Source organism: Reichenbachiella agariperforans (genome assembly GCF_900142205.1).
In the GTDB taxonomy this organism is placed as follows: Bacteria; Bacteroidota; Bacteroidia; order Cytophagales; family Cyclobacteriaceae; genus Reichenbachiella; species Reichenbachiella agariperforans.
This window is the reverse complement of record NZ_FRAA01000005.1, coordinates 17,432-36,142: the sequence shown is the minus strand read 5'-3', so window position 1 is coordinate 36,142 and position 18,711 is coordinate 17,432. Positions and strand designations below refer to the sequence as shown.

Below are 18,711 nucleotides of genomic sequence, written 5' to 3'. Positions count from 1 at the left end.
ATCATGGACTACCAGGAGTCGTTGGACTTCCTTTATGAGCAGTTGCCTATCTTTCAGCGAATAGGTAAGGCTGCCATGAAAAAGGATCTGACCAATACTATAGTGTTAGCAGAAGCACTGTCTAATCCTCAACATGATTTTAAATCCGTACACATTGCAGGAACTAATGGGAAAGGATCTACTGCTCACATGTTTGCTTCTGTACTACAGGAGGCAGGCTACAGGGTTGGGCTGTACACTTCTCCTCACCTAAAGAGTTTCCGAGAAAGGATACGTGTCAATGGTCAGTTGGTGAGTAAAGAATTCGTTGTTGACTTTGTGGAACGTTGTAAGAATCTCATGGTAGAGGTGAAACCCTCATTTTTTGAGATGACTGTGATTATGGCGTTTGAGTATTTTTCGAAAGAGAAAGTGGATATAGCCGTGATAGAAACGGGGCTTGGAGGACGCTTAGATTCTACAAATATCATTCTTCCAGAATTATCAGTAATTACTTCTATAGGTTTGGATCATGAAGATATACTAGGTACTGGATTAGCAAATATCGCTAGAGAAAAGGCAGGGATTATAAAAGAATCTATACCTGTTATTATAGGAGACTTGGCATCAGAAGCAAAGGAAGAGGTGGCCGCTGTGGCAAAACAAAAAAAAGCCCCTGTCTTTTGTCCTAGTGAGTGGTATGAAACTTTAGTTTTAGCTGACCATCACATCAGAGTGGTCAACAGAGATACCAAAAAAAGTATAGAATTCACTTCAGAATTAGGAGGGTATTCTTTGTTGAAAAATGTTCCGCTGATACTGGAGGGCGTATCGCAGTTGCGTACGCGTGGTTTTGCTATCAGCGATCAACAAGCTGTCGATGGAATCAGACAGGTGGTCAGTCATACCGGACTGAAAGGACGGTGGCAGAAATTACGTGTTTCTCCAACTGTAGTAGCCGATATAGGTCATAATGAAGAAGCCGTTCGTGAGCTGATGAGCCGACTAGATACTCAACGACAGGGAGCGAAATTGCATGTGGTCTGGGGAATGGCTGGTGATAAATCTATCGAAAGCATTTTTCGATTATTATTAAAGGATGCTTCGTACTACTTTTGCGCAGCTGATATCCCGAGGGCTTTATCTGTAAACGAGTTGGCTAGATTAGGGGATGAGCATAAACTAAACTACACTACTCATGATACAGTGTCGGCTGCCTATGAAGCAGCTTTGGCCAATGTGCACAAGGAAGATTGGGTCTTTGTAGGAGGGAGTACATTTGTAGTGGCAGAAATAAAAGATATATAAATTGGGGCGTAAGAAGTTAGAAAGGTTTGAGGACAATGCTGTCCGCTACAACGTTGTAGAAAATGGCAAAGCTTGCTTTGGTCAGCTTGTAGGTAAGTGGAGAGATTATCATTTTAAGAATGAGAAGCCGCTGGTCGTAGAACTCGGGTGTGGTAGAGGAGAATATACCACTGGGTTAGGAGAGAAATTTCCAGATAGGAATTTCGTAGGTGTGGATATCAAAGGAGCACGTATCTGGGTAGGTAGTAATTATGCGGTTGAGAATCAATTGGATAATGTTGCTTTCTTGCGAACCAAAATCGAGCAGATTGTGGACCACTTCGGTGAGAATGAAATTTCAGAGTTGTGGATTACATTTCCTGATCCTAGACCAAAAGACAAAGATGAGAAAAGAAGACTAACCTCACCGCGTTTTATGGAGATGTATCGTAAGCTTCTTGCTGAAGATGGTTGGGTTAAATTCAAAACGGATAGCACTTTTTTGTTTGATTATACCTTAGAACTCATTGAAACGGGGCAACTTAAAGTGAAAAATATGTCTTCTACACACAAACTCTACGACTCAGAATATATGGACGAACACTTCGGTGTAAAGACAAAATACGAACAACTCTTCTATGATAAAGGGGAGGATATTAAATATATGAAGTTTCAGTTTGCTTAACTGCTTACAACTAGTCCTATTCCTGGATAGACCTTTCTGAAATTGTTGGTGAAGATAACTTCTGGACCAATCTTGATGTGGTTATTGATGCTTTTGTGCAATGAAGCCTTCATCGTGTGGTTAGAGTAGATACTTGTATCATTATTGTTGTTAAGTCGATAGCCAATACGTGCACTCCAAGTCGAGTTTTTGGAATTGTCTTTAATCTCATACAGCAGATTGGCAAATACGGATGGTATGGCGGTGTTGTTGACTTGCTGCTCACCTTCTGTTGCTTTTCTTTGACCAAATAGTAGAAACTGTGCCGATATACCTGTCTTGATACTATGCGTATGCTTGCCAGTTGATTTGGTGTAAACTGGAACATCTATACCGAGCTCTGGAGTTAGCCCTACTGTACTCAGTGTTGTACCGAGGTAGATTTGCGGTTTGATGTTTTGAAGTGCCTTATGGCTTTCTTTAGGAATTTCTGGTTGTTTGGTTTGGATTATTTCTGTTCCTTTTAATATAGTTGTTGTAGGGATTAGTGAGTTAATACTACTAGGCTGCTTTTTGGCTTTTAGCTCAGAAGTAAGTGCGTGTTCGAATGATTCAATCGGCTCAGATGTATCTATTGTTTTAACCTGCAATGTTAGTTCTCTTTGGGTTGGTATGACCTCAGGTGTATTTTTCCACAACTCTACTCCTCCGGCTATTAGTAATGAAAAGGAGGTTGTCATGGCGAGAAACCATGTGAGTACACGTTTGTCCAAATCTGAAAGACGTTGAGATATATTATCCCACAGTCTTTTCTTCTTAGAGATGTCCACGTTAACGCGGTCAGCAACTTGACTTGCATTTTGACAGACTCTGTCTATAATATTAATGCTCTTGTTTTCTTTGTTGCTCTTCATTTTTATATCAGATTATACGGCACCTATTTTGACTAATGATTTAGCCAATGATGCTCTGGCTTTACTGAGTTGAGATTTAGAAGTGTTTTCACTGATTCCTAACTTTTCTCCAATTTCTCGGTGACTAAAACCTTCAATGGCGTAGAGGTTAAAAACAGTTCGATATCCTTTAGGTAGTTTTTTGATTTCATTGATAATATCCTCTTCTTGAAGATTACTTTCTACTCCATCAATGGATTTTAGTTTATGATCCGTCTCATGGATATCAACGAGTAGATGCTTTCTCTTTCTCAAAACCATCAAAGACTCATTGACAATGATTCTTTTCATCCAACCAGTTAGGCTGCCTTTTCCTCTATATTCAAAAGAACCTACTTTTGAAAAAATCTTCAAGAATCCTTCAGTAACGGCATCTTCTGCTTCTGCTTCGTTAGCTAAATAGCGCAAGCTTATTCGATACATTTGATCCATGTATTTGTCATAAAGTTCCTTTTGAGCGGATGCGTCATGGTCTTTACACTTCTTTACTAATTCTCCCTCTTCCAATTGATTGGAATATTTATGGTTATTGTTCTGATATTGTAATGCTTCCAAAGTGTGTATAGTTGCTTGGTATGTAAAAATTACATTGCAAACTATATAGCATACACAGAACCTACTGTTAAGGAGGAGTTAAAAGATGTTAAGCAACGTTAAGGGAGTGAGTTTATAGTCTGTTAAAATACAAAAAGACTATATACGCGACAAAACCAAGAAGGTACAATGCACCTTCTGCTCTATCAAGTTTGTACTTCTGAAGGGTGAACATGAATAGGAATAACATAAATGTACCAATCATGATGATGTATAAATCTAGATTTAAATCTATATCAAAAGCGAGTGGACCATTGAATAGGGCAGTAGCTCCTAACACGAGCAAAATATTGAAGATGTTAGAGCCTACAATGTTTCCAACAGCTAAATCTGATTTTTTATGAAACGCTGCTACTGCAGTTGTCGCTAATTCAGGTAGGGAGGTACCTGCTGCCAGTATCGTGAGCCCGATGACCTTTTCACTAATATCAAAATGATGTGCAATAACAATGGAATTGTCAACAATCAATTGACCACCAAAGGCTAAACCTGCTATTCCAAAGATGATCATTAATGCAGTCTTGAGGCTGCCGTACATTTCGATTTCATCTAAATCTCCTGCCGAATCATCTGTTCTCGTCATGTTTTGAAATACATAATACAAGAACCCTACAAACATGACCAATAGAATTGCACCATCCCATACACTCGCTGAATTGCTAGCACTACCAAAAATCAATTGGTCATTGACCAGTATAAACAAAACAATAGTGGCTATCAGTGAGTAGGGTACTTCTTTCCATAGTGCATTTTTTTGAACAGTGAGAGGGTATATCACACTAGAGATACCTAGTATCAAAAACATGTTGAAAATATTAGACCCAATGATGTTGCCAAATACTACATCATTATGCCCATTAGACCCTGAGATCAAATTGACAACAAGCTCAGGAGCAGACGTACCCATAGCTACTACTGTGAGTCCAATTGCAATGTCTGAGACATTGTATCTTTTCGCTAGGGAGGAAGCCCCATTAACTAAGAAATCGGCTCCTTTGATAAGCATTACAAAACCGACAACTATTAGTATTGACTCTAAGACCATTTAGTATTATTTAGTGTTGGATGGTTCACCTTATAGAATTGAAATATAAAGAGAACTTGTAATACTTACAGGTAATTTTATGAAATATTGAGGCTTTTTAGAATGACTCAAATTCGACCTGTTTTATTTGTTGTTATAATACAAATTAATCTGGTATAAATTCAAATCCATTTAATAGAGTAGTCTATTGTTCTATTAAAACAATATTTATTCTTTGAATCTTAAAAGTGAACTGGGGTTATGAAATCCCTAGTTCACTTTTGATCTGATTAATTTTTTGGTTTAGCTCTGTTTTTTGTGAGGCTATCGTAGCATTGCTACCCGCAGGTGATTTGACACTAAAATAGAACTTGATTTTTGGTTCTGTTCCTGATGGTCTGAGAGAAACTTTACTGCCATCTTCGGTGACGAACTGAAGTACATTAGATTTAGGAAAATCCATTTTAGTCTTAGTTCCATTTTGAAGATCAGTTGCTTCACCAGATTGATAGTCTAGTAACGAGACTACTGGAGAACCACCCAAACGGCTAGGCGTGTTGATTCTTGCATCGGTCATCATTTGCTGTATTTCTTCAGCACCTGCTTTGCCCTTTTTTGTCAAAGAAGACAAAGATTCCCAGTACATACCGAATTGGCTGTAGATCTCCTCTAGGAGCTGCATGACAGTTTTACCATTGTCCTTAGCCCATGCTGCCATTTCTGCTAGCATAGCACATGAGGCTACCGCATCCTTGTCACGGACACTATCACCGATGAGGTAACCGTAGCTCTCTTCACCACCTCCGATGAACTTTTTCTTGCCCTCGAACTCTTTGATCAACCCTGCGATGAATTTGAATCCAGTAAGGGTATCATGACTCTCGATGTTGAAGTGTGTAGCGATATCTTTGATGAGTTCTGTCGTTACGATGGTTTTGACAATGAACTGATCACCATCTAGTTTATTGTTTTCCTTCCATTTGGTACAGAGATAGTAGATCAATAGCGCTCCTGTTTGGTTTCCATTGAGGAGTTCGAATGCTCCTTCATGGTTTTTTACTGCGATACCTACTCTGTCAGCATCAGGGTCTGTAGCCATGACTAGATCTGCATCTATGTTTTTGGCTTTCTGGAGTGCCATGCTCATGGCTTCTTGTTCCTCAGGATTAGGATAGACAACTGTCGGGAAGTTACCGTTAGGTTCGGCCTGCTCTTCTACGACGTTCACATTGGTGAATCCTAGTTTTTCCAAAATAGAAGGTACTAGCGTGATCCCTGTACCGTGAATAGGAGAAAACACGATCGATAAATCTGATTGATTTTTGATAGAATCTGGAGACAAGCTGAGTCCAGCTAGCATCTCAAGATATTTGTTGTCTAAATCTTTACCAATACTCTCGATGAGTGCTGGGTTCTCATCAAATTTTACTGCGTCGAAACTGGTGATTTTTCTTACTTCATCGATTACGTTTGTGTCATGTGGAGCGATCATTTGCGCACCATCGTCCCAGTAAGCCTTATAACCGTTGTATTCCTTAGGGTTGTGTGAGGCAGTTAACACTACACCACTTTTGCATCCTAACTCACGGATCGCGAAGGAAAGCTCAGGCGTAGGTCTCAATGCATCGAAAAGGTAGACTTTGATGCCATTGGCAGAGAATACTCCAGCAGTAGTTTTAGCAAAGAAAGAGCTATTGTTTCGGCTATCGTGTGCAATAGCGACAGAGATGTCTTGCCCACTAAATTCTTTTTTGAGGTAGTTGGCTAATCCTTGTGTGGCTACACCTATGGTATATTTGTTCATGCGGTTGCTGCCTAGTCCCATGATGCCTCTGAGTCCACCCGTACCGAATTCTAGTTCCTTGTAGAAGGAGTCGATTAGCTCGGTCTCGTTACCAGAAGCGATCATTTCCTTGATCGCTTGCTTGTCAGTTTCGTCGATGTTACTGTTTAACCACTTGTCGATTGATTCTTGTATGTATGCTTCCATCTTTATTAGGGACTAAAATCCGATTATTTTCTTGGTTCTTTGTAGTACTTCTGAGGCGATTGCTCTCGCTTTGTTTTCTCCTTCTTCTAGCTTTTGCTCTAGTTCCGCCTCGTTCTCCATATAGTAGTCGAAACGTTCTCTTTCATGCTGATACTTGTCCAGTATTAGTTCGAGTAGTTCTGTTTTGGCATGGCCGTATCCGTAATTGCCAGCTAGATATTTTTCTCGTAGTGCGGCTGTTTGTTCATTAGTAGCGATGATTTTATAGATCGCAAACACGTTGCAGGTATCTGGGTCTTTTGGTGCTTCTAGTGGAAGGCTATCAGTAACGATAGACATGATGTTCTTCTTGAGCTGCTTTTTGGGCAGGAATATATCTATGGTGTTGCCATAGGATTTACTCATCTTCTGTCCATCCGTACCCGGTATGGTCATGAGGTTATCATCAATTTTCGACTCTGGTAGGAGGAAATTTTCTCCATACTGATGGTTGAACGCACTAGCAATATCTCGTGTCATTTCGAGATGTTGTCTTTGGTCCTTTCCTACGGGGACGAGTTCCGCGTCATAAATGAGAATGTCAGACGCCATCAATACCGGGTAGGTAAATAGTCCTGCATTGACATCAGAAAGTTTGTCCGATTTGTCCTTGAACGAATGCGCATTGGCTAGCATCGGGTAGGGAGTCAGGCAACTCAGGTACCATGTGAGTTCACACACTTCAGGGATTTTTGATTGACGGTAAAATATCGATTTACTTGTATCTAGACCAAATGCCAGCCAAGTAGCTGCCACCGCTCGGGTGTTTTCTTTTCGTATCTCAGCATCCTTGATAGTGGTCATGGAGTGCAGATCCGCTATGAACAACAGTGACTCTTGATTTTCTTTTTCTGTAAGTTGGATTGCCGGTAATATGGCTCCTAAAATATTGCCCAGGTGTGGTTTTCCTGAGCTTTGAATTCCCGTTAATACTCTTGCCATCTAGTTTTGGTCTGATAATAAGACCGCTTGATTAAAATGAATTATTGCTTTATAAAGTGACTGTAAAATAAATGGAATAAAGCCAAGCAAAAAAACGGTTTGAAAAAAATCCTGAGTGCAATTAATTAAATCGTACTTTTCAGTAACTGACACAAGTGAGTACTAGTTACTGAAAAGCACGAAAACAAAATCGGAAATAATAACGAGTCAATTAGATGTCAATAATAAATGGCAGGTTTAGATTTTTACTCCTTGATAAACATTCTTCTAATGGTACTTTGATCCTCGAAAGTGATTTCGAGGATGTTGAGACCAGTAGGCTGATCAGAGACGTTTATTGTGAGCTGTCCTTCTATGCTTTTTAGGAATCCGTGTGTCTTGACATACTTGCCTGTGATGTCATATAGCTTGACACTAGCAGATCTATCCACTACTTTATCACTTTCGATCGTGAGGTAGTCGTGTGCAGGGACTGGGTAGAGCAATAGGTCGGTAGTGTTGGGTTCGATAGTGGACAGTACCATGCCGCCGTCTCCATCGTCTCCATCACCTCCACCACCACCGTTTCCAGCGGATAGATAGGTCGCAATCACATCACTGGCCGCTTTAACTATTTCGGTGGTCGCATTGGCAGAGGCCTTGTATCGAATGATGCCTTCTTTGTCTACGATCACGATACGATCGTAGGTGGTAGAATAACTGGCTTGGACTGAACTCGCATTTAGACATAACTCGTACTCAATTTTAGTTTGCTCTTTGAAATTAGTAACTGTCGCACTATTTCTGTCCCAAGTGTCCAAGCCCACAGCTACAAAATCGGGGTTGTCTTTGTATACTTCATAGATGCCAGACTGGGTATTGGGTCCATTGGCTAGACAATGAGGGCATGCACTGCCAAAGAAGAAGATGAAAACAACTTTGTCAGACTGCTGAGATAATTTGAAAGATCCTCCATTCAACTTGTCTAAGGTGAAGTCAGGTGCTTTGTCTCCGACACTTTGTGCGTGAGTCACTAGGTTGCTGAGGAGTAGGCAAAGGATGAGGATAAGGCGTTTGGGAGTTTTCATATCGTTTGTCATTTTAGAATCTTGTATTTAGTCTGAGTTCTACGCCCTCAAAACTGAGTACATCATAGCATACACCTGAGTTGCAGGCAGGTCCACCACGGCGCTTGCCAGCAAATAGTGTAATGGTATTTTTGGTATTGGGGCGATAGGTCCCTATGAATGCAGGGTAAGCATTGAAGTCGTCACTAGGCTCTACCAACAAAAAAGGATCAGTCGTTAGTTCCAATACCACCGACGCACTGAATTTGGATGGTTTAGCGAGGGTATAGGCGATGTAGTAATTGTGGGCTGGGTCAGCATCCCGCTCGATCTGTTGGTACTCGAACTCTATCGAGGATGTTAGTTTGGGGTGATCCCAGTCTATATAACTACCACCAGCATAGCGATGAGGTTCGCCTCGGAAAGGATCCTCAGCATAGTCTGCAAAGGCCTTGATCGATAGCTTTTCAATCGGGTAAAACTGGTATTCGAGAAAGTACTCCTTGAAGACCGGTTGTATCGTTTCGCTGATCTCATTAGATGCTCTTGACGTGTTGAATGTCAAAATACTGCCATCTTCAAAGCTGTAATAGAGTTCTACTTGGTAGCCACTCTCATCGGTCAGTACAGGGATATGTGTGCTGCGATTGAGCAGTCGGTAGCTGTGTTCTTTGACCAACGTGGGAGGATCATTGATACCTGCTCCGAGTGAGAAGTTATGATAGTTTTTGTATTCCAAACTAGCTCCGAGATTACCAAAGTAGAAACTGAGCCCCACATAGCCAGCATAAGCGGCTTGGTCGGAGAAGTCTGTGAGGTCCGTATTATCGTTGAGCGACTTGGCTAGCTCACCATAGAGGGAGAAGTTTTCGAATAGTACTCCGTCATAGTATGCCGATAGCAATTGGGCTGGGTCAGACCCTACGATACTTTGACTCTCCGTGTGATGTCGCATATAGATAAGCCCTACTTTTTGACTTCCTAAACGATAACTCGCTTCAGCCCCCTCTACGAGATCAGGTCGTCGGTTGGTGTCATCAGAGACTGTAGGGGGGAGTGTCACATCGAGTACTTCGCCACGGATTAGTTTGAGTTCGGCGTTTTTGTAGTTGAACTTGACAGCTGCTCCGAGTAGATCCCGGTAGAAGCCATAGCGCACGCGATAACCGCGCGTCTCCCAGATCGATCCAGGTATTTCATAGGTGCGAAGGAGTAGTCCTCTACCAAATGACTCGTAGAGGTTGCCGACCTGTATGTCTATCATTTCTGCTCGATACTGGAATTTGAACTGACTAACACGGGTATAGCTGATGTCGTCACCAAAAGAAGGATAGTACTGCTCTACACGTGCATCTAACCCAAAGGACTTGTATCGGTAGGATAGATCAAGTTGATCAAATAGTGAGCTTTGGTAGCGTGGTGTGAGCTCAGGGATATTGCCTAGCTGATACTCCATGAGGTTGGAGCCGCGCAGTGTCCCTTGCGCGTGTCCTGTTCCTAATGTAGTGATGATCAACAGCAGGATGAGTAAAAACCTATTCATTCTCTTCCAGCAGTTCGTTGATTTTCTTTTTTAAGTACTCCTCATCACCATGCGTATAGCCCTCATGAGTAAAGAGTACTTTCCCTTCACTATCAAGGATCAACACCGTAGGAAGGACAGATACCAGTAGTTCATTGTAAAGTGCCTGATCGGTATCTAGCAGTACAGGATAGTCTATTTTGAGGGATTTGGAAAAGGGTCGGACCTTGGCCAGATTTCGGGGACTGTCGACGTTGATCCCGACGAAGGCTACTTCTTCCTTCTCATACTGATGCGATAGTTCTACTAGCTTGGGGATGGATTTGACACAGGGTTTGCACCAAGTAGCCCAAAAATCTACAACAGTCAGTTCACTGCCTTTCAGGTCGTCTAGGGTATAATACTCCCCATTGATTTCTTTGAGTTCTATTCGAAGCGTAGACTGAGCTGTGCTATGCTGCGATAGCGTCAGGAGGGAGGTTACCAAAATCAGACACATCAGTGCCTTTTGCGTGTAGTGTTTTTTCATAGTCAATCGTTGGAGGTAGTACAATCATAATCATCACTAAGTTATGACAATCTCAACTACAACATGACTATCTATGAATTGGTTCCTTTATAGGGATTAAAATACTATTTGTATATAGTGACTCCTTCAATGACTATATATCAAGCACCAAGTGGCGCTGTCTCTATAATTTCCTGACTAGTCAGTAACCATGTATCTGTTAAACATCCTCTCAAAAACCTGCTTGTTCAGGTCCCTACCAATAAACACCAGTTTGCCCGTGCGCTCAATGCTTGACTCCCAAGGGCTCCCGTCCGTTGCGACAAACGTACTTCTGGCAGATTGTAGAATGACGCGGTTGGGGTAGTTGGGAATGGCGATATACCCTTTGACACGATAGACTTGGTCGTGGTACAGGTTGACGATCCGGTTGAGTTCCAACGAGAGGTTGTTGAGATCCAGAGGGTAGGGGAAGGTTAGGGTAAAGGTCGTGATCTTGTGGCTGTTGTGTTGTTGCACTTCATGCTGGTGATGATGGTGGGACGACACCTGTGGAGACTCAACGGTCTTGGGTTTGGTAGTCCCTGTATCCAAAATCTCATCAATGGGAAAGTTGCCGTTGTGGCCCGCGAAGACCCGCGCATGGGGGTTGATCCCTCGGACGATCGATTCCACCTCTGATCGGGTGCTGTCCGATACCTTGTCTGTTTTATTGATGAGCACACTGTCTGCCAGGGCGATTTGCCGCAGGGCTTCTTCCGCCTCATCGAGCCAGGATTGCAGTTGACTCGCATCAGCGAGGCAGATGACTTGCTGTAGGTCAAATACTTTTTCGACGCGTGGATCTTGCAAAAACACCTGAATGATCGAACTAGGGTCAGCGATACCGGTGGTTTCAATCACCAATCGATCATACTGCTCTTTCCTTTTGCTGGCCTCATAGAGTATGTCGAGCAAACCATCGGAGAGCGAGCAGCACAGGCAGCCCGCACTCAGCTCTATGATTTCTTCCACACCGTCCATCACCAAAGCACCGTCGACATTGGTTTGGCCACATTCGTTCTCTATGACGAGTATTCTTTCGGGCAGTCGCTCCTTGATGAAGCGATTGAGGAAAGTCGTTTTACCACTGCCGAGGAAGCCTGTGATGAGGTGTACGGGTATTCTATTCATATCTAAACTACAAAACTTCGTGTGATTCTAAGGTTTAGGTTGTAGTCTTCAGACCAAGATTGACCTTGCATTTGTTCTCCTTTACTACATGCATAGCTGAGAGACAAGCCGCGAGTCTCTTGCCTAAGGTTGCATAGGTTTGTATAGGAGTTGCGTCCATTAGATGGGCCATGAGTCGTCAAAATCCCAACCGTCCTCCCAAGCTGCTTGTTCGGACTCGGTCAACAGGCAGTTGTCCAATTCGGATCGAATGGCTGCCTCATCCATGTCCTGACCGATGAATACCAGTTCGTTCAATCGATCGCCCCAGCGTTTGTCCCATTTGGCTTGGATGTGCTCCTGGTTGTCCATGTAAGCCTGACTCACTGCGCGCTGACTCAGGGGCACACTCACCCACCAGCGTCCATAGATCTCGGCCTTCAGAGAACCGCCCGCCTGACTCCATAGGATGGCATGATCGGCCCTGGAGGCGATCCAGAAGATGCCTTTGCTACGAACGATACTTGTCGGAAATCGCTGGCTCACATAGTCCAAAAAGCGCTCGGGATGAAACGGGCGCGCATTGCTATAGACAAAGGAGCCAATCCCATATGCCTCTGTTTCGGGGCTGTGACCGATGCCTTTCTGCGCCAACTCCAGTTCCTTTTGCCAACCTGCCGACTGCTCAGCCTCTGCATAGTCAAATAGCCGTGTGTTGAGTATTCGCTTGGGGTCGACTTTTCCTTCGTGCGCCCTGATTATTTGCGCCGTGGGGTTGAGCTTAATCAACAACCGCTCCAGCATACCCAGTTGTGTGTCATCCACCAGGTCGGTTTTGTTCAGCACGATGACGTTGGCAAACTCCACCTGATCCGTCAGCAAATTGACAATCGACCGATCGTCCTGCGCATCGTCGGTCATGTCACGAGCCAGCAAGGTATCGGCACTGCCAAAGTCTGTGAAGAAGTTGAACGCATCGACGACAGTCACCATCATATCCAGGCGGCTAAACTGCGTGAGATCATACAGTTCATCGCCCGTCGCAAACGAAAAGGTCTGAGCTACCGGAATCGGCTCGGATATGCCCGTGCTCTCCACCAGTAGGTAGTCAAACTTCTTCATCTTCGCCAGTTTTTCGACCTCTACCATCAGGTCTTCTCTCAGGGTACAGCAGATGCAACCGTTGCTCATCTCTACGAGTTTTTCATCCGTTCGTGAGAGTTGGGTCCCATTGGCAATGAGCTTCTCGTCGATATTGATTTCGCTCATGTCATTGACGATCACAGCCACTTTGAGCCCTTGACGGTTGTTGAGTAGGTGGTTGAGCAACGTCGTTTTGCCAGCACCCAAAAAACCGCTCAACACAGTGACGGGTAGCTTTCTTGTTTTGGTCATGAAATTCATGGAGTAAGCGTTATGCTGTAGATTTAAATTGCTTAATTCAGGTTCAACATCTTCCAATTGATCGCATGCGCTACTGCGATGAGAAATGCTCCACTGGAAGTCATCCATACTTCTACATGCGCATCACTAGAGAATCTACCCATAGTAATTAGCAAAAAGCTGGTGCATAGAATCACCACAGGCAACAGACGCCTGTGACGTGAATAATATCCTCTCCCTATGGCGTAGCTAGCGATAACCACACTGATACCAATCATAATTGCCTCTAGTGCGGGATGGTTCATGTACCCAGCCAACATGGGCGCTAGACTAAGCGCAACAGGCATCAGTAGACAATGCAAGGCACATACAAACGAAGCGATCAATCCTATCCAGTCCGCGTGGATTCCTATCAAATATTGTTTCATATTAAACTTATTATTGCAACATAGTTGCAATAATAATCATCACAAGCATTATATGCAATATGGTTGCATATAATGCTTGTGATTGGGGGCTTAATATCAGGGAGAGTGGAAAAGGAGGAGACTTATTACGAAAATTAGGTTGTACAAAGGAGAAGAATGTATAACATTCATACATTCAAAATAATGGAATAAACCAAATAGGTTACTACTCCAAATCTTGTCCTTTCCATTCCAGAAGCCATTTTGTTGAGTATCTCAAATTAGGCTAAGGCTTTTGTCTCCACTTTTTCTTTTCACCCTGTTGCTTTTTGGATTGGATTCGTTTGTTGATGGATGATTTAGAAGGTTTGGTTTTTCGCCTAGCCTTGGGGATATGTAAGGCTTGCTTCAACATTTGTTCCAGTTTGCTAAAGACCAGTTCCTTGTTTTTCAGTTGAGACTTGTGGCTCTCTGCCACGATGATCAACACACCGTCTTTGGTGAGTTGCCCCTTCATTTTGTAAAGAAGACGCTGTTTTTCTGCTTCTGTCAGACCTGTGGACTCCAATACATTAAACCTTAGCATGACTTTCGATTCTACCTTATTGACGTGCTGTCCACCTGGACCCCTACTGCGAGCAGTGGTTACCTTGATTTCGGGCTTGATCCGTGATATGGTGATTCGGTGACTCATTAACTTCAAGTATATCGTAAAACTAAGATTTCCATCCTCTTTCAAGCCTTTCCTGTATAATTTGTTTCTCTATGTGATGTCATCTTACATCCCTATAATTCCCTCAAAGGGGATAGTTGGAGAGAAGGTATAATTTGATTTCAACAGGAGCACTGTTAGTAGATACCAACGCGCTGCTTTTCTATGTAGTTTATCTCCCCGTTTAGGAGGTTAAGCAATTGATGTTCAGTGGAAAATAACTATCGGGCAGGTCTCCAAAGACATATCTTCAATCCATCCTAGAGCCCATGTTGAGATTCACTCAAAAGTATTGTTCTATTTGAATTGTTAGCGTTAACAACAATCGATTGCGTAATTATTGTGATGATTTGTGGAGAGAATGAAAAATTTATATAAAATTTGTTCTTTGGTCAAAATGAAAATGACATGTTAGAAAAAAATACCACTCTATGTTGAGTGTTCAAAACATGGCATTTGTGACTGATCTATATTATTTAACGAAAGAAAATTTGTCGCCTGAGGCGATGTAAACCAAGCATGACATGAAAAATTATCTGAAATTAGGAGTTGTCTTTTCACTTACAGTGTATCTGTCTCTCGCGGCATCATCTGTGCTTTCCGCCAAGGACGCCCACAAGAACCGAGTCATTGTCCTGACGGATATAGAGGCTGACCCAGATGATACGCAGTCTCTGGTACGTCTGCTTTTGTATGCTAATCAGGTTGATATACAAGGAATCATTGCCACAACGTCCTGTTGGTACACTACGAAGGTGAGTCCGAAATCTATTGATAAGGTCATAGAGGCTTATGCTAAGGTGCAGCCCAACCTTCTTAAACACGAAGCGGGTTTTCCAGAAGCTAAACATCTCTCATCGTTGGTCAAAAGTGGTTTGCCCAAGTATGGCATGAAAGGCGTAGGCAAGGGGATGGATTCGGAAGGGTCGGAATGGATTATCAAGGTGTTAGAGGAGAAAGACGATCGACCACTTTGGATCTCTACCTGGGGTGGTGTCAATACACTGGCACAGGCCTTGTTCAAAATGAAACAGACCAAGTCTGAAAAGGAACTTGCCAGACTGGTTTCCAAACTGAGAGTCTATACGATATCGGATCAGGATGATAGTGGAATCTGGATTAGAAACACCTTTCCAGACTTATTTTACATCGTGAGCCCTGGTGATGACTATGGTAGTGCGACTTGGACCGGTATCAATGCCAGTTATATGAGTGGAGTCGATCACACGACGATTAGCAACGAATGGATAGCAGAGAACCTTCAGCAAAACCATGGAGCACTTGGTGCTATTTATCCTGATGTGGCTTGGGGCGTGGAAGGGGATACACCAGCGTTTCTTTCTCTGATAGCCAATGGACTCAATGATGCCGAGCACCCAGAGTGGGGGGCGTGGGGAGGTCGCTACGAACTGTATCTTCCTGATTTTTCGAAGGTAAAAGAGGGGAGCTCGATCGTAAAGATCGCTCCTGAGACCAGAGAGATATGGACCAATGCCAATGATAAATATACAGCTCATGTTCCCAATGAGTTTGGGCGTACAATTAAGCAAGGAGCTGTGACTTTTGAGGATTTCAAAGTGACACTTTGGCGATGGAGAGATGATTTTCAGAATGATTTTGCAGCACGTATGGACTGGTGTCTATCGACCTACGGTGAGGCCAATCATCCACCTGTTCCCGTGTTGACTCATGAAGATCGGTTAACGGTCAAGTCAGGAGAGGGATTCACTTTGGATGCTTTCGATACGACAGACCCTGACGGGGATAGTTTCAGTTTTCATTGGTTTAACTATCCCGAGGCAGGTAGTTACCAGAAGTTGATTCCAGTCAATGGCGCTGAGAATGTTCACATGGCGTATTTTACAGCTCCAGTCGTAGAGCAATCACAAACAGCCCACTTTATAGTCAAAGTAACGGACAGGGGCGAACCTGCCCTGACCAGATACAAAAGAGTGATTGTCACCATAGAACCTAAATAACCCACCATAGATTGCTGCTGGTTTACTTGATGATAAAAATAGAATTATAGTGTATTTGATTTTTCATATCGAATGAAGTGTATAGATTACACTTTGTTAATTCGGCTAAACATTGGATGAATGAAAGACATGAAAACACTACTATGCATGACTGCTGTATGGGTAACCTTTTGGTCCTGCACGCCATCTACTCAGTCCAAGGCAATTCAAAAATTGGAATATTTCTCATTAGAGGATGTTCGATTGTTGGAGAGTCCATTTTTGCATGCACAAGAATTAGACAAGCAATATTTGCTGGAACTGAATGCGGATCGACTTTTGGCTCCCTTTCTAAGAGAGGCAGGATTGAAGCCAAAGGCCGAGAATTATACCAATTGGGAAAATACGGGCTTGGACGGTCATATAGGTGGGCATTATTTGAGTGCACTATCACAGATGTATGCATCTACGGGTGATCAGGAGATAAAGAACAGATTAGACTTTATGCTGACTGAACTCAACGCTTGTCAGCAAGCCAATAACAATGGCTATATCGGAGGGGTACCAGATGGAAAGGTAATCTGGAAAGAAATAGCGCAAGGCAATATCAGGGCGGGAGCTTTTGGTCTCAATGATCGTTGGGTTCCTTTGTACAACATCCATAAGACTTACGCAGGTCTGAGAGATGCCTATCTCTATACGGGCAGTATAGAAGCCAAAGGTATGCTGATCAACATGACCGACTGGATGATTGAAGTAGTCTCACAACTCAGTGATGAACAAATACAAGACATGTTGGTCAGTGAGCATGGGGGACTTAATGAAACTTTTGCAGATGTAGCAGCGATCACAGGAGATAAGAAATATCTGAAACTAGCCAAGCAATTTTCACATCAGGTACTTTTAGCCCCACTCATCAAAGGTGAAGACCATCTGACGGGTATGCATGCCAATACGCAGATACCCAAGGTGATTGGTTTTCAACGAGTGGCGGAGATCAATGGGGACAGCAGTTGGACTCGTGCAGCGCGCTTTTTTTGGGAGCAGGTAGTGAATGATCGCTCGGTCTCTATAGGGGGTAATAGTGCCTATGAGCATTTTCATCCCTCAGATGATTTTAATCGAATGATACAAGGTACGCAAGGGCCAGAAACATGCAACACCTACAATATGCTTCGTTTGACTCGCTCGCTCTATCAAGATTCGCCCAATGCGGATTATATAGACTACTACGAACGAGCGCTTTACAATCACATTTTGTCCTCCCAAAATCCCGAAACAGGTGGTTTGGTTTATTTTACACAGATGAGACCGGGACATTATAGAGTCTATTCCCAGCCACAAACTAGTTTTTGGTGTTGCGTAGGTTCGGGGATAGAAAATCATGCGAAATATGGAGAGATGATTTATGCACACACTAAGGAAGCACTGTATGTCAATCTTTTCATTCCGTCGGAGGTCGAGTGGAAAGAGAGAGGAGTGAAAATATTTCAGGAGAATAATTTTCCTCAAGAGGCAGAAACCAAATTGACAATCGCCTCTGTTGCTAAGGGAGATTTCACCTTACAACTTAGAAATCCAGAGTGGATTCATGGTGAGTTAGAGGTATGGATCAATGGGACTCTGTTTACCGATTTTGATGCGAGTCAGGGATACCTAGCGTTGCGTCGAGAGTGGAAGGAAGGAGATGAAATACTTGTCAAAATGCCAATGAAGTTGCACACTGAGCAACTGCCTGATGGTTCTAACTATTATTCTTTTTTGTACGGGCCTATCGTTTTAGCTGCCAAGACGAGTAATCTAAATATGCCAGGTTTGAATGCAGATGACAGTAGAGGAGGGCATATAGCCAGTGGTCGGACTATTCCTATTCATGAGATGCCGATGCTCTTGAGTGATACTGAGCAGTTGTTGGAAAATGTCGCACCTATACCGGGTAGATCCTTGCAATTTCAATTAACTGGTTTGTATCCTGAAAAATACAACCAAGGATTACAACTAATACCTTTTTATACATTGCATGACGCTCGGTACATGGTTTATTTCCCTCAGGCGAATCAAGATGAATTGGAGGAGATCAAACGCAAGATGTCTGAAAAAGAAGAGGCAGTTCGCCAGCTGGATGCTGTGACGGTGGATATCGTACTGTCAGGACAACAACAACCTGAGTCAGATCATTTTGTTCAGCAGCAGGACACTTGGACGGGGTATATGTATGATGAGCATTATCGTGAGGGAACTGGATGGTTTAGCTATCAGATGAAAAATCCAGAGATTGAATCTAGTACATTGTATGTTAAGTACTTAGATGTAGATCCGTTGCGTCGGAGTGAGATTTATCTCAATGATCAAAAAGTCGCTGATCTAGATTTAGATGCCAAAAGTAAGGAGCACCTGAATATACTGACCATCGATATACCTGTTGATATTCGAAAAGAGAAGTTGATCACGGTCAAAATCAAAAGCAAAGAAGGAAAATGGATGACTAAAATCGTCGAGGTAAGATTACTGAGTGAGAAGGCTACTCAGTAATGTTCGACTGATGAAGTTT

General features: G+C 42.9%; 16 protein-coding genes. 4 read left to right on the top strand and 12 right to left on the bottom strand.

Going from position 1 to position 18,711, the window contains the following annotated elements:
* Positions 1 to 3: 3 nt before the first annotated feature.
* Both BUB99_RS13305 and trmB read left to right on the top strand, forming a co-directional pair.
* Positions 4 to 1,287 (top strand): bifunctional folylpolyglutamate synthase/dihydrofolate synthase, encoded by a 1,284-nt coding sequence (locus BUB99_RS13305; RefSeq protein ID WP_073123045.1) that lies wholly within the window; start codon positions 4 to 6, stop codon positions 1,285 to 1,287.
* Position 1,288: 1 nt separating this feature from the next.
* Positions 1,289 to 1,951 carry a tRNA (guanosine(46)-N7)-methyltransferase TrmB gene (gene trmB / locus BUB99_RS13300; RefSeq protein WP_073123043.1) on the top strand — a complete coding sequence of 221 codons (663 nt, stop codon included), beginning with the start codon at positions 1,289 to 1,291 and terminating at the stop codon, positions 1,949 to 1,951.
* Here the strand turns inward: trmB and BUB99_RS13295 are convergent.
* The 12 genes from BUB99_RS13295 to arfB form a co-directional block, all read right to left on the bottom strand.
* Entirely contained in the window at positions 1,948 to 2,844 is an 897-nt protein-coding gene (locus BUB99_RS13295) for a hypothetical protein (RefSeq protein WP_073123041.1), read from the bottom strand. The genes trmB and BUB99_RS13295 overlap by 4 nt on opposite strands.
* 12 nt (positions 2,845 to 2,856) lie before the next feature.
* Positions 2,857 to 3,438, bottom strand: a complete 582-nt coding sequence (locus BUB99_RS13290) for an RNA polymerase sigma factor (protein WP_084190550.1) — start codon at positions 3,436 to 3,438, stop codon at positions 2,857 to 2,859.
* A gap of 112 nt (positions 3,439 to 3,550) precedes the next feature.
* Positions 3,551 to 4,522, bottom strand: a complete 972-nt coding sequence (locus BUB99_RS13285; RefSeq protein WP_073123039.1) for a calcium/sodium antiporter — start codon at positions 4,520 to 4,522, stop codon at positions 3,551 to 3,553.
* A gap of 238 nt (positions 4,523 to 4,760) precedes the next feature.
* Positions 4,761 to 6,491, bottom strand: a complete 1,731-nt coding sequence (locus BUB99_RS13280; protein WP_170863806.1) for a phospho-sugar mutase — start codon at positions 6,489 to 6,491, stop codon at positions 4,761 to 4,763.
* 12 nt (positions 6,492 to 6,503) lie between these two features.
* On the bottom strand, positions 6,504 to 7,472 hold the full coding sequence (trpS, locus tag BUB99_RS13275; RefSeq protein WP_073123035.1) for a tryptophan--tRNA ligase: 969 nt from the start codon (positions 7,470 to 7,472) through the stop codon (positions 6,504 to 6,506).
* Between the two features lie 245 nt (positions 7,473 to 7,717).
* Positions 7,718 to 8,539: a T9SS type A sorting domain-containing protein gene (locus BUB99_RS13270; protein WP_170863805.1), complete on the bottom strand. Its 822-nt coding sequence runs from the start codon at positions 8,537 to 8,539 to the stop codon at positions 7,718 to 7,720.
* 13 nt (positions 8,540 to 8,552) lie between these two features.
* Entirely contained in the window at positions 8,553 to 10,061 is a 1,509-nt protein-coding gene (locus BUB99_RS13265) for a DUF6029 family protein (RefSeq protein ID WP_073123031.1), read from the bottom strand.
* Positions 10,054 to 10,569, bottom strand: coding sequence for a TlpA family protein disulfide reductase (locus BUB99_RS13260; protein ID WP_073123029.1), 516 nt, complete (start codon positions 10,567 to 10,569; stop codon positions 10,054 to 10,056). The genes BUB99_RS13265 and BUB99_RS13260 overlap by 8 nt, the downstream gene beginning before the upstream one ends.
* A gap of 177 nt (positions 10,570 to 10,746) precedes the next feature.
* Positions 10,747 to 11,721 carry a CobW family GTP-binding protein gene (locus tag BUB99_RS13255; protein WP_073123027.1) on the bottom strand — a complete coding sequence of 325 codons (975 nt, stop codon included), beginning with the start codon at positions 11,719 to 11,721 and terminating at the stop codon, positions 10,747 to 10,749.
* 159 nt (positions 11,722 to 11,880) lie between these two features.
* Positions 11,881 to 13,095, bottom strand: coding sequence for a GTP-binding protein (locus tag BUB99_RS13250; protein WP_073123553.1), 1,215 nt, complete (start codon positions 13,093 to 13,095; stop codon positions 11,881 to 11,883).
* Positions 13,096 to 13,136: 41 nt separating this feature from the next.
* Positions 13,137 to 13,511: a MerC domain-containing protein gene (locus tag BUB99_RS13245; RefSeq protein ID WP_073123025.1), complete on the bottom strand. Its 375-nt coding sequence runs from the start codon at positions 13,509 to 13,511 to the stop codon at positions 13,137 to 13,139.
* Between the two features lie 265 nt (positions 13,512 to 13,776).
* Complete coding sequence (gene arfB / locus BUB99_RS13240; protein WP_073123023.1) at positions 13,777 to 14,184, bottom strand: alternative ribosome rescue aminoacyl-tRNA hydrolase ArfB; 408 nt, start codon at positions 14,182 to 14,184, stop codon at positions 13,777 to 13,779.
* Positions 14,185 to 14,726: 542 nt separating this feature from the next.
* On the opposite strand from arfB, the gene BUB99_RS13235 reads away from it, so the two are divergent.
* The gene (locus BUB99_RS13235) at positions 14,727 to 16,181 is read left to right on the top strand and encodes a DUF1593 domain-containing protein (protein ID WP_073123021.1); all 1,455 of its coding nucleotides are present in this window, start codon (positions 14,727 to 14,729) and stop codon (positions 16,179 to 16,181) included.
* A gap of 120 nt (positions 16,182 to 16,301) precedes the next feature.
* The gene (locus tag BUB99_RS13230; protein ID WP_245816841.1) at positions 16,302 to 18,692 is read left to right on the top strand and encodes a glycoside hydrolase family 127 protein; all 2,391 of its coding nucleotides are present in this window, start codon (positions 16,302 to 16,304) and stop codon (positions 18,690 to 18,692) included.
* The last annotated feature ends 19 nt before the right edge of the window (positions 18,693 to 18,711 follow it).